This is a genomic window from Streptococcus mitis, from assembly GCF_001074635.1.
Taxonomy (GTDB): Bacteria; Bacillota; Bacilli; order Lactobacillales; family Streptococcaceae; genus Streptococcus; species Streptococcus mitis_E.
In genome coordinates, this window is record NZ_JUQO01000120.1 from 1 (window position 1) to 12,015 (window position 12,015).

At 40.5% G+C, this 12,015-nt stretch carries 15 protein-coding genes; 5 read left to right on the forward strand and 10 right to left on the reverse strand.

Translation table 11 applies throughout. The features are described from left to right. Positions 1-109: 109 nt before the first annotated feature. The 7 genes from trxB to ADI58_RS05065 form a co-directional block, all read right to left on the reverse strand. Positions 110-1,021: a thioredoxin-disulfide reductase gene (gene trxB, locus ADI58_RS05035; RefSeq protein ID WP_049521699.1), complete on the reverse strand. Its 912-nt coding sequence runs from the start codon at positions 1,019-1,021 to the stop codon at positions 110-112. A 65-nt stretch (positions 1,022-1,086) separates the two neighbouring features. Further along, a complete protein-coding gene (locus tag ADI58_RS05040) occupies positions 1,087-1,311 on the reverse strand; it encodes a DUF4059 family protein (protein ID WP_000926599.1) in 225 nt (74 codons plus the stop codon). A 77-nt stretch (positions 1,312-1,388) separates the two neighbouring features. After that, positions 1,389-2,132, reverse strand: a complete 744-nt coding sequence (locus ADI58_RS05045; RefSeq protein ID WP_049521700.1) for an amino acid ABC transporter ATP-binding protein — start codon at positions 2,130-2,132, stop codon at positions 1,389-1,391. Continuing rightward, positions 2,132-2,932, reverse strand: coding sequence for an amino acid ABC transporter permease (locus ADI58_RS05050; RefSeq protein WP_001103451.1), 801 nt, complete (start codon positions 2,930-2,932; stop codon positions 2,132-2,134). Before ADI58_RS05050 ends, ADI58_RS05045 begins: the two co-directional genes overlap by 1 nt. Before the next feature lie 157 nt (positions 2,933-3,089). After that, entirely contained in the window at positions 3,090-3,446 is a 357-nt protein-coding gene (locus ADI58_RS05055) for an arsenate reductase family protein (RefSeq protein WP_049521701.1), read from the reverse strand. Between the two features lie 12 nt (positions 3,447-3,458). Beyond that, on the reverse strand, positions 3,459-3,968 hold the full coding sequence (locus ADI58_RS05060; protein WP_049521702.1) for a methylated-DNA--[protein]-cysteine S-methyltransferase: 510 nt from the start codon (positions 3,966-3,968) through the stop codon (positions 3,459-3,461). Continuing rightward, the gene (locus tag ADI58_RS05065) at positions 3,968-4,462 is read right to left on the reverse strand and encodes a GNAT family N-acetyltransferase (protein WP_049521703.1); all 495 of its coding nucleotides are present in this window, start codon (positions 4,460-4,462) and stop codon (positions 3,968-3,970) included. The genes ADI58_RS05060 and ADI58_RS05065 overlap by 1 nt, the downstream gene beginning before the upstream one ends. A gap of 134 nt (positions 4,463-4,596) precedes the next feature. On the opposite strand from ADI58_RS05065, the gene ADI58_RS05070 reads away from it, so the two are divergent. Both ADI58_RS05070 and trhA read left to right on the forward strand, forming a co-directional pair. Next, on the forward strand, positions 4,597-5,043 hold the full coding sequence (locus tag ADI58_RS05070; RefSeq protein ID WP_049521704.1) for a DUF1836 domain-containing protein: 447 nt from the start codon (positions 4,597-4,599) through the stop codon (positions 5,041-5,043). Beyond that, positions 5,040-5,687, forward strand: a complete 648-nt coding sequence (trhA, locus tag ADI58_RS05075; protein WP_049521705.1) for a PAQR family membrane homeostasis protein TrhA — start codon at positions 5,040-5,042, stop codon at positions 5,685-5,687. The genes ADI58_RS05070 and trhA overlap by 4 nt, the downstream gene beginning before the upstream one ends. Positions 5,688-5,707: 20 nt before the next feature. Here trhA and pdxT read toward each other — a convergent pair whose 3' ends face one another. The 3 genes from pdxT to nox form a co-directional block, all read right to left on the reverse strand. Then, a complete protein-coding gene (pdxT, locus tag ADI58_RS05080; protein ID WP_049521706.1) occupies positions 5,708-6,289 on the reverse strand; it encodes a pyridoxal 5'-phosphate synthase glutaminase subunit PdxT in 582 nt (193 codons plus the stop codon). After that, positions 6,290-7,165, reverse strand: coding sequence for a pyridoxal 5'-phosphate synthase lyase subunit PdxS (pdxS, locus tag ADI58_RS05085; RefSeq protein WP_000138517.1), 876 nt, complete (start codon positions 7,163-7,165; stop codon positions 6,290-6,292). A gap of 151 nt (positions 7,166-7,316) precedes the next feature. Further along, positions 7,317-8,696: a H2O-forming NADH oxidase gene (nox, locus tag ADI58_RS05090; RefSeq protein WP_049521707.1), complete on the reverse strand. Its 1,380-nt coding sequence runs from the start codon at positions 8,694-8,696 to the stop codon at positions 7,317-7,319. Between the two features lie 306 nt (positions 8,697-9,002). Between nox and ADI58_RS05095 the strand changes: the two genes are divergently transcribed. Genes ADI58_RS05095 through ADI58_RS05105 form a run of 3 tightly spaced genes read left to right on the forward strand, consistent with a single transcriptional unit; the run spans position 9,003 to position 11,848 of the window. Beyond that, positions 9,003-9,926: an FAD:protein FMN transferase gene (locus ADI58_RS05095; protein ID WP_049521708.1), complete on the forward strand. Its 924-nt coding sequence runs from the start codon at positions 9,003-9,005 to the stop codon at positions 9,924-9,926. A 59-nt stretch (positions 9,927-9,985) separates the two neighbouring features. Beyond that, positions 9,986-10,591 carry an NADPH-dependent FMN reductase gene (locus ADI58_RS05100; protein ID WP_049511449.1) on the forward strand — a complete coding sequence of 202 codons (606 nt, stop codon included), beginning with the start codon at positions 9,986-9,988 and terminating at the stop codon, positions 10,589-10,591. An 18-nt stretch (positions 10,592-10,609) separates the two neighbouring features. Next, positions 10,610-11,848 carry an NAD(P)H-dependent oxidoreductase gene (locus ADI58_RS05105; protein ID WP_000673652.1) on the forward strand — a complete coding sequence of 413 codons (1,239 nt, stop codon included), beginning with the start codon at positions 10,610-10,612 and terminating at the stop codon, positions 11,846-11,848. The last annotated feature ends 167 nt before the right edge of the window (positions 11,849-12,015 follow it).

A 12,015-nucleotide genomic window follows, 5' to 3' on the forward strand; every position in this document is an offset into this window, starting at 1 on the left:
AAGTCAGCTCAAAACACTGTTTTGAGGTTGTGGATAGAACTGACGAAGTCAGTACCCATACCTACGGCAAAGCGAAGCTGACGTGGTTTGAAGAGATTTTCGAAGTGTATTAACTATGTTCTGTGATAAATTTATAGGCTTCTTGGCCAGCGATAGCTCCATCTCCAACTGCTGTTGTTACTTGGCGGAGGTCTTTCAAGCGAACATCTCCAACTGCAAAGATACCATCAACTGCAGTTTTCATGTGGTTATCTGTCACAATCCATCCTGCCTGATCTTGGATATTCAATTCTTTAACAAAATCGCTAAGAGGGTCCAATCCAACATAGATAAAGACACCACCGAAGGCTTGTTCTGTCACTTGACCTGTTTTCACATTTTCAAAAACGACAGATTCTACTCGGTTTTCACCCTTGATTTCCTTAACCACAGAATCCCAGATAAAGCTGACTTTCTCATTAGCGAAAGCACGGTCTTGTAAAACCTTTTGGGCACGGAGTTGATCACGACGGTGAACAATGGTAACAGTCTTAGCAAAGCGAGTCAAGAAGATGGCTTCTTCAACAGCTGAATCTCCACCACCAACTACCAACAAATCTTGGTCACGGAAGAAAGCACCATCACACACGGCACAGTAAGAAACACCACGACTGTTCAGTTCTTCTTCTCCAGGCACTCCCAAAGGACGGTGTTTAGAACCAGTTGCTACGATAACTGTACGTGTTTCATATGTTTGGTCATCAGTAATCACTTTCTTAAAATCACCATGATCTTGGACATTTTCAACATAACCATAAATGTGCTCAACACCAAGATTTTCAAGCGGTTCAAACATTTTTTCTGCCAATTCTGGCCCACTAATATTAGCATATCCTGGGTAATTTTCAATATCAGAGGTATTATTCATCTGACCACCTGGCAGACCACCTTCAATCAAGGCTACTTTCAGATTGCTTCGAGTAGCATACAAGGCTGCAGTCATCCCTGCAGGTCCAGCACCGATAATAATAGTATCGTACATATAGATTCCTTCTTTCTTGTTGTAACTATCTTTATTCTAACTCTTTCTTGTCAATCAAGCAAGGATTATGCCTTGAAAACAAGAATTAAACTCATAACCGCAAAGGATAATACTGGAACAACCAAGACCCCAATCATAATCATATCATAGAGATGGGCTTGGCGAGCCTTGGCTGTCTTATCAACTCCCGACATGGCTCTCAGTCCAATCCAAATCCCTAAAAAAATCAGGACGAGGATGGTGGTCAAGATTAAACTCTCGAAATATAAAGAAAATAGTTGCAGTAGCATGATTTCTCTCATTTCTATCTTTTTTAAAGAGTAAACTCAGCTAGTCCAGCTAACTGAGTTTTTCTTTATCTATTATATCAAATATAAGTCCGTTTGTAACTAGCGAAGAATTCTTTTGTCCGCTCTTCTTTAGGATGGTGGATAATCTCATCCGGTGTTCCAGACTCAATGATTTTCCCCTTATCTAGGAAAAGAATCTTATCAGCCACTTGGGCTACAAAGGACATGTCATGACTGACCAAAATCATGGTCTGACCTGACTTAGCAGCATCTGCAATAGACTTTTCTACTTCGCCGACCAATTCTGGATCAAGGGCTGAAGTTGGTTCATCTAAGAGCAAGACATCTGGTTTCATAGCAAGAGCACGCGCCAAGGCAACCCGTTGCTTCTGTCCACCTGATAAATGGCGAGGATAATGGTTTTCACGGTCAGAAAGCCCAACCTTAGCCAACTCTTCCTTGGCAATCTTAGTCGCTTCTTGGTCAGACAATTTCTTGACAACAACCAAACCTTCTTTCACATTATCAAGTGCTGTTCGGCGTTCAAACAAATTAAACTGTTGGAAAACCATAGACAGCTTACGGCGTAGGGCAAGGATTTCTTCTTGAGTGATTTTAGAAAAATCAACTAAGAAATCATCAATCTGAATCGAGCCACTGTCAGGTGTTTCAAGATAATTGAGACTACGAAGGAAGGTTGATTTTCCAGCTCCTGAAGAACCAATCAAGGCTATAACTTCCCCTTTTTGAATATCCAAGTCCAGATGATCCAAGACAGTCTGACCTGAAAAGGATTTGCTTAAATTCGAAATCTTAATCATTAACGAAGGTCTCCTTTCACATCTGTTTGCACTGTATCAGGTGCAGAAATAGCCATTTTTCTCTCGATGAAACGACCGAGGCTTTCAATTCCGATATTGACCACCCAATAAACAAGGGCAACGGAGATAAAGCGTTCAAAATAGCGGTAATCAGCCCCACCTAAAATCTGAGCTTGGGCAAATACTTCCACAACACCCGCACTAAAGGCTAGGGAAGTTCCCTTGGTCAAGCCGATTAGGGAATTGATTAAGGTTGGTGTCGCCACAACTGCCGCATTTGGAATAATCACTCGACGATAAACTTGCGCTCGAGTCATACCCAAACTACGTGCCGCCTCAATCTCACCAGGATTGACTGAGAGAATGGCTGCACGAATGGTTTCACTAGCATAAGCTGCCTCATTAAAGGCAAAGGCTACAATCGCAAAAACAGCCGCTGGAATCGCATTGATATTGAGACCAGTACCCCATTGCTGATTGAGAGCTTTCAAAGCCAAAGGGATTCCGTAGTAGGTCAACATGAGTTGCACCAAAATCGGTGTCCCTTTTAAGAAGCTAACAAAGAAGGCCTGTAAGGGATATAAAATCTTGACACGATTGATCTTCACAATGGCAAAAAGAAGCGCCAAAACTAAGCCAAAAAGGGCACCACCAATGGTCAACATAATCGTTGTTGGAAGTTGTTGGACAATTCTTGGAATCCCATCAAAGACCGAACGCAAGCTAAAAAGCTTGCCGTCTGGAATCAATTGCATCAAGTTTTGGTACCAATCTGATGCTAAAATCGTTGTAACATTCATAAAAACATCCTCTCCTGATAATGATTCATTCTACCATACTTCTGCCGTCAATGAAATTATTTGCTACGGCCAGATACAGACTTTGTCTACCTACTAGTTTATCATACTTTGAAACAGGGAGGTTATATATTTTATCTATCAAAGAGATAAGTAAAAACTATTTCAATCCCAATTCTTCATAAGTTTTTCGATAACCGATTTGCTTAACAGTTCCATTTTCTACTAAAATTGGCCGTTTTAACAACATTCCATCGCTTGCTAGCAACTCAGCTGCTTCTTGGTTTGACAGACTTCCTACCTTATCTTTCAGCCCCAATTCACGGTATTTGATTCCACTGGTGTTGAAAAATTGCTTCAACTCAAAACCCGAGGTTTCTAGCCAGTTTAAAATAACTTCTTGGCTAGGTGTTTCTTCCACGATATGGACGGCTTTATAGTCCACACCGAGTTGGTTTAATTCTTGTTTTGCTTTTTTACAAGTTGAACATTTTGGATATTCGATAAATTCTAACATGTCTTTCACTTTCTATTTTATATCTCTAAAATCTGCGCCTTCATGCTCCAAGAGCCAAGCTTTCTTTTCCACTCCTGCAGCATACCCTGTCAGACGCTTGCCTGCTCCTAGCACACGATGACAAGGTACTAGGATAGACCAAGGATTGCGTCCCACTGCTCCACCAATTGCTTGAGCAGAATCCACTTGCAGCTCTTGGGCTATTTGTCCATAGGTCACTGTCTGGCCATAAGGAATTCCCTGTAAATAGGACCAAACTCGCTTTTCAAAATCCGTTCCGATTGAAGCCAAGGGCAAGTCAGATAAATCCTGAGGCTTGCCTTTAAAGTAAGCATCTAAGCAAGCAATAACTGGATCTAAAATGGGATGACTAACAACTGCTTCTATCGTTTCATATCCTAATCCCCTCTCAAAATGCTTCTGCTCCTGCACCCAAATGCCATACAGATATTGCTCGTCGGCAACCAAAGACAAGGTTCCTATTGGCGAAAAGTAGAGCATTTTTGCGTACTTCTTTTGCATTATTTCTTCAATTTTTGATAGGCCAGGCGTTCGCCATCAACAGGCACTTTACCAACCTGTTTAAAACCAAGTTTTTCAAAAATATGTTGCATGACCTTGTTTGCAACATGCGTATCTGAGCGAAAATCTAGATAATCAAATCCTTCAATCAAGCCCTCTAAGAAGGTTTGAGCAACTCCTTGTCCCTGCACATCTGCTGCCACAGCAATACGGTGAAAGACTAGGTACTCTGACTCCCCAGCTTGCCATTTTCCTTCATAAATGGCTTCATAGGCTGTCTCTGGACTCTTAGTTACAGCTGCATAGGCCAGCAAGTCCCCTTCTTCAAGTGCTACATAAGCTTGACCTGAGATAATATCCTCAATAATAATATCGGCATTTGGATAACCATTTTGCCACTGATCACTTCCTGCATCAGCTAGACATTTTTTAGCATCCTCAATTAGTTGCATAATGGTATTGACTTCATTTGGAAAGGCTAAACGAATTTCCATTTTAACTCCTTTTTACTGACTATTTTTATCCATCATAGCATAATTTAAGCCTTTTCACAAGCAGTTGAAATTTGACTTTTCGTTTTTATTATTTTATAATCTAGTTATTAAAACCAGATAAAGAGGAGTTGAAAATGAAAACTACCTTTTCCTACCCTAAATGGGCAGAAATTCCAAACATTGACCTCTATCTGGATCAGGTTTTACTCTATGTCAATCAGGTCTGCGCCCCTATCTCTCCTGATAAAGACAAGGGCCTGACAGCATCTATGGTCAACAATTATGTCAAACATGGTTACCTGACAAAGCCTGACAAGAAAAAATACCAACGCCAACAGATTGCCCGTTTGATTGCTATCACAACCCTCAAGTCTGTCTTTTCAATTCAAGAAATCGCTCAGACACTGAATACTCTACAAAGTCAAGCCAGTTCAGACCAACTCTACGACGCTTTTGTAAACTACATGAACCAAGGAATGGACCCAGCTAACCCCATTATCCAAACCAGCTGCCAAACCGTTAAACTCTATCATCAAACTCTAGACTTAATCCATCATACTGAAGAGGAGGTAATCCAATGAACACCAGTCTTAAACTCAGCAAACAACTCAGTTTTGGAGAGGAGATTGCTAATAGTGTGACCCATGCTGTGGGTGCAATCATCATGCTCATCTTACTGCCTATTTCATCCACCTATAGTTATGAGGCACACGGATTTTTATCCTCTATCGGCGTTTCCATTTTCGTTATTAGTCTCTTTCTCATGTTTCTATCATCCACCATTTATCACTCTATGGCCTATGGTTCGACCCATAAATACGTCTTGAGAATTATTGACCATTCTATGATTTATGTTGCCATTGCTGGCTCTTATACACCTGTCGTACTGACTTTGATGAATAACTGGTTTGGCTATCTGATTATTGCTATCCAATGGGGAACGACCATCTTTGGTATTCTCTATAAAATCTTTGCTAAAAAAGTCAATGAGAAATTTAGCCTTGCTCTTTACCTGATTATGGGCTGGTTGGTTCTAGCTATCATTCCTGCCATTATCAGTCAAACGACACCAATTTTCTGGAGTCTCATGGTAACTGGTGGACTCTCTTATACAGTTGGAGCTGGATTTTACGCCAAGAAAAAACCTTATTTCCACATGATTTGGCATCTCTTTATCCTAGCAGCATCTGCCCTCCAATACATCGCCATTGTTTATTACATGTAAAAAAGTTGAGAAATTCAATCTCAACTTTTTTCTTTACACATATTGATAAAGTACTGGTGCAAGCGCACATCATCAGTCAATTCTGGATGAAAAGAAGTTACCAGCATATTTTTTTCTTGGGCTGCAACGATTTGATTGTCCACTGTTGCTAGAATTTCTACATCTTCGCCAACACTGCTGATAATCGGACCACGGATAAAGGTCATTGGAATCTGACCGACTCCCTTACATTCTGCTTCCGTATAGAAACTTCCTAATTGGCGCCCATAGGCATTGCGCTCGACCACCATATCCATAGTTCCTAGATGACTCTCTTCCTGAGAAGCAATTTCCTTAGCCAGCAAAATTAAACCCGCACAGGTTCCAAAAACTGGTAATCCAGATAGAATGGCTTCTCGGATGGGAAGCAACATATCCTGGTCTCGTAAGAGCTTGCCCATGGTTGTGGACTCCCCACCAGGCAAAATCAAACCGGATAAGTCACTCTGATGTTGCTGAAAATCATCTAGATTTCTGATTTCGACATTGTCTACGCCCAATTTATCTAGTACTTTTGCATGTTCTGCAAAGGCCCCTTGCAAGGCCAATATTCCGATTTTCATCTATTTTCCTCGCTCAGCCATGAGGATTTGGATCTCATTTTCATTGATACCAACCATGGCTTCTCCTAAATCTTCAGAGATTTGAGCCAAGATTTGAGGATTTCGGAAATTAGTCACCGCTTTGACAATAGCACTCGCTCGTTTAACAGGATCTCCTGACTTAAAAATACCTGAACCAACAAAGACACCCTCTGCCCCTAATTGCATCATCAGCGCAGCATCTGCTGGCGTTGCAACTCCCCCAGCAGCAAAGTTTACAACTGGCAATTTCCCATGCTCATGGACGTATTGAACCAATTCTACAGGGACTTGCAAGTCCTTAGCAGCAACATAAAGTTCGTCCTCACGTAGGTTTTGAATGCGGCGAATTTCCTGATTCATCATACGCATATGGCGAACAGCTTGAACGATATCTCCTGTCCCTGGTTCTCCTTTTGTACGAATCATAGAAGCACCTTCAGCAATCCGACGCAAGGCTTCACCCAAATCCTTAGCACCACAGACAAAAGGAACTTGGAATTCTTTTTTGTCCACATGGAAACGGTCGTCTGCTGGAGATAAAACTTCACTCTCATCGATATAGTCAATCTCAATAGCCTCTAAAATCTGAGCTTCAACAAAGTGCCCGATTCTGACCTTAGCCATTACTGGAATGCTAACCGCTTCTTGGATTTCCTTAATCATCTTTGGATCACTCATACGGGAAACCCCACCAGCCGCACGGATATCAGCCGGAATTCGTTCCAAGGCCATCACAGCTGCCGCACCAGCAGCTTCTGCAATACGGGCCTGTTCAGGGTTCTGAACGTCCATGATAACCCCACCCTTGAGCATCTGCGCCAAGTTTTTATTTAATTCATAACGATTTTCAGTCATTTGTTTTATCCTCATCATTTATATTGGTAGCTACCATTTCATTTTAAGTCAGAACAGAATGAATCACAAGATAAAAAAAACGTAATTGTATGGGTACAGATTGGCTAAAAAACTATCTGACCTTAACTTAAGGCCAGATAGTTCATCATTTTTATTTTTCAGCTGTAAGGGCAGCCATTGTGATGTAGTTGTATGGCTTGTTGAAGTGTGGCAAGAAGAAGAGGTCTGTCAATGCCAATTTATCAATTGTTACATGCTCTTGGATAGCAAGTGAGAACATGTGGATTCCCATGCTGATTGCAGAATCGTGTGAAACCATTTGTGCACCAAGAATTTCACGGCTATCTTTGTCAAAGACAATCTTAATCGCTACTTCATGGTTATCATGTTTCATGAATTCTGGTTTTTGAAGATCGTTAAAGCCTGTTTCAGTCGCATTGTAACCTGCAGCTTTTGCTTTTTCAAGTGTCAAACCAGTCGAAACCATGTGAAGACCGTAGATTGAGATACCGTTTGAACCTTGAACACCGATTCCTTCCAATTCATGTCCACATGCGTTATATGCACCAACGATACCAGTACGAACAGCGTTTGAAGCAAGCGCGATGTAGCTAGTGTCTTTACGTGCATTGTCATAAACAGTCGCACAGTCACCAACTGCAAATACACCTGGGATAGATGTTTCTTGTTTCTTGTCTACAAGGAAGGCACCGTTGCGGAAGAGTTCAATCTTACCATCAGCAAGGACAGTGTTTGGACGGAAACCAACTGCAAGGATAACCATATCCACATCGAAAGTTTCTTTATCAGTAATCAAGCGTTCAACTTTACCGTCACCTTCGATTGCTTTAACAGTTTGACCGAGCGCCAAGCGGATGTTGTGGTCTTCCAAGTTCTTCGCCATCATTTGTGTGAAGTCTTTGTCATAGTAACCGTTCAAGACAGTATCAACGATATCAACAAGGACAACTTCTTTTCCAAGACGTTCAAAAGCTTCAGCAAGTTCAACACCGATGTAACCACCACCAACAACGGCGATACGGTCAAGGTGCTGGCTCTTGTCAGCAAGTTTATTGATCACTTCTTCAGCGTTTTGGTACAATTTAACGAATTGTACATTTTCAAGAGTTGCTTTAAATTCGCGGTTGCCTTTAACAATTTCAACACCTTCGATTGGTGGCAAGATTGGTGTAGAACCTGTAGCGAAAATCAATTTTTCATATGATTCTTTGTGCTCTTTTCCTTCAACTTCTGCTGTAACTACTTTGTTATCATAGTCGATTGAAAGAACTGGTGAGTTCATGTAGACTTTAGCACCTTTAGCTTCCAATTTTTCTTTATCAGAATAGAACAAGCCTTCAGCACCGTCAATTTGTTCACCAATCCAGAGGGCCATTCCACATCCTAGGAAAGAGATGTTAGAGTTTTGGTCAAATACAACGATTTCGTTCTCATTTCCAAAATTATCCAACATAGTATTAATACATGCTGTACCAGCGTGGTTAGCACCGACTACAACGATCTTACTCATAAAAAATTTCCTACCTTCATTCTAAATTTACCCTACTAGTATAACATTTACTGTTAGCGTTTACAAGAGTTTGGCTGATTTTTCCTATTTTTTTGTAAAAAATTGTAAATAATCTGTATCTTAACACAGATTCTTGCAATTTTTCTTCATTTCCTGAGCATATTTCTTGACATCTTTACAAATTTTATTTGTGAAAACGCTGACTTTATGGTATGCTAGTATCATGGAAAGAAAATGTAAGGGGTTCACTTTTCATAAATTTACTATATTTCAACCTTCTTTTCATAAGAGAAAGGAGTTGGTAGATTGCCTCTTAGTTCACATTCTGAACGCCTAATGGGAACCACTATCACTATTTCATTAGTGGATGAGCGAGCAGATATCTTGTTCCAGAAATCCTTTGATTTACTCAGAGAGCTCGAATACCGCTTCAACGCTAATAGCCAAGAATCTGAGTTGATGGAAATCAATTATCAAGCTGGAATAGCTCCAGTCAAAGTTCATCCTGATTTGTTTGAATTGATTTCACTTGGATTAGAGCATAGCCTAGCGCCCTCTAGTCATCTCAACATCAGCATTGGTCCCTTGATTCAAACCTGGCGTATCGGTTTTTCAGATGCCAAAGTTGCCCAACCCCAAGAAATTGAATCGGTGCTACCTTTAATCAATCCTCATTATATCGAATTAGATTCTTCCACTTCCACTGTGTTTTTAAAACAAAAAGGAATGAAAATCGATCTTGGTTGTTTAGCCAAGGGTTATAGTGCGGATAAAGTTGCCCAATTTCTTAGAGAAGAGGGAGTGACATCTGCCTTGATCAATCTGGGAGGGAATATCCTGACCATTGGAAAAAATCAGGCAAGAGGGAATCAACCTTGGCAAATCGGGATTCAAGACCCAGCCAATCCGAGGGGAAATCACTTAATGACCATCCCCATTGTCAATCAATCTGTCGTGACTTCAGGCATTTATGAACGTCACCTGACAGTCGATGGAAAAGATTACCATCACATTTTTGACAGTCAGACAGGATATCCTGTTGAAACAGAACTCGCTAGTCTCACAATCATCTCTGATAAATCAGTCGATGGTGAAATCTGGACAACTCGACTCTTTGGAGAAAGACCTGCTTCTATCCTTTGGCAAGTCGAAAGTTTGGAGGGAATCGAAGCGATTCTGATTGATAAGGAAGGTCACCTAAGTTGTTCTTCAGGAATTCTTACTCTATAGAAACAACTGTTTCAATGGAGTTTTAAAATTGTATTATGTAAAAAGAGAAAGGAAATCTCATGTTAAAACTTATTGCTATTGTTGGAACAAATTCAAAACGTTCTACAAACCGTCAATTGCTTCAATACATGCAAAAACACTTTGCTGAAAAAGCTGAAATTGAACTTGTTGAAATTAAAGACATTCCTGTCTTCAATAAACCAGCTGACAAGCAAGTACCTGCTGAAATTTTGGAAATTGCTGCTAAAATCGAAGAGGCAGATGGTGTTATTATCGGTACTCCTGAGTATGACCACTCTATCCCAGCTGTTTTGATGAGCGCTCTTGCTTGGTTGTCTTATGGTATTTACCCACTCTTGAACAAACCAATCATGATTACAGGTGCTTCTTACGGTACACTTGGTTCATCACGTGCTCAAATGCAACTTCGCCAAATCTTAAACGCACCAGAAATCAAAGCAAGTGTCCTTCCTGATGAATTCTTGCTTTCACATTCTCTTCAAGCCTTTAATCCAAGTGGAGATCTAGTAGATCTTGATGTTATTAAAAAACTGGATGCCACTTTTGACGACTTCCGTATCTTTGTAAAAATTACTGAAAAATTGCGCAACGCACAAGCCCTACTTCGCAAAGATGCTGAAGACTTTGACTGGGAAAATTTGTAAGATAGGAGACCAAAAAGAATGAAATTTGTTGGACTTGTAGGATCAAACTACGATCAATCATATAACCGTAAACTCTTGGAATTCATCCGTCGTCACTTCAAACTCAAATTTGAATTAGAAGTTCTCGAAATTGACGAAGTTCCAATGTTCAACCAAGACGAAAAATGGGATGAAAGTTTCCAATTGCGTCTCTTGTATAACAGAATTACGCGTGCTGATGGTGTTATCATCGCTACTCCTGAACACAACCACACAATCTCAGCTTCCCTAAAATCTGTTCTTGAATGGCTTTCATACGAAGTTCATCCATTTGAAAACAAGCCAGTCATGATTGTGGGAGCTTCTTACTACGACCAAGGTACTTCTCGTGCTCAAGTTCACCTTCGTAAGATTCTTGACGCTCCAGGTGTCAATGCCTACACACTTCCAGGAAATGAATTCCTTCTTGGTAAAGCCAAAGAAGCTTTCGACGATGAGGGCAATATCACAAATGAAGGAACTATTAATTTCCTTGAAACATGCTTGGACAACTTTGTAAAATATGTGGGAGTCGTTTCAAAATTGAAAAAACCAAAACCAATTGCACCAGAAGATTTATATTGTACAAATTCAATTGCAACTACCATTCAAGGTGTTGATCCAGATGATCCTGAATGGGTAGAAAAAGCAGCTGAACTTGTTGGAGCTGTTTCTGGAGATACTTACGTTAAATTAGACCATGGTATCTTGACAGTTAACCAAATTGACATGTTCTTGAAAGCAATGCCATTTGAGTTGACATTTGCAGATGATAATAATCAATTCTTGTACTTTAATAACGCACACCAAGATCCAAATACAATGTTTGGTAAACGTGTACGTGCTCAATCAGGAAACCGTTTAGGAACTGTACACGGTTCATTACCAGATTCTAGAATGAAAAATGTTGAATGGGTTGTTGGCGTATTGCGTAACGGAGACCAAGAATATGTCCGTACAATTGTGCCGGGAACACCTGAAGGTGTTATTAATACCCATAATTACCAAGCAATGTACTATCCAGATGGTTCATATGCTGGAATTAATGAGATTATCTTTAATTTCCAACCATGGCTTGACTGGTACCTCAATACAACTGGTCAACGTCTAGTTGGTGGAAATGCTGCAGCTCCTGCTGGAGGCCACGGTGGCGCAGATGCCACATCTGGAGCTTCTGATTCAGGTGATGCTGGAGGCCACGGTGGTGGCGCAGACGCTACATCTGGAGCAAGTAACTAATGATAGTTTTTAGGAACCATTTTGGTTCCTTTTTTAGTGATAAAAAGACTAGCAGACACAAACTGCTAGTCTTTTGGTATTATTTCATCTATCTTTGTTAAAAGAAAGAATATTTATACTCAATGAAAATCAAAGAGCAAACTAGGAAGCTAGCCGCAGGCTGTACT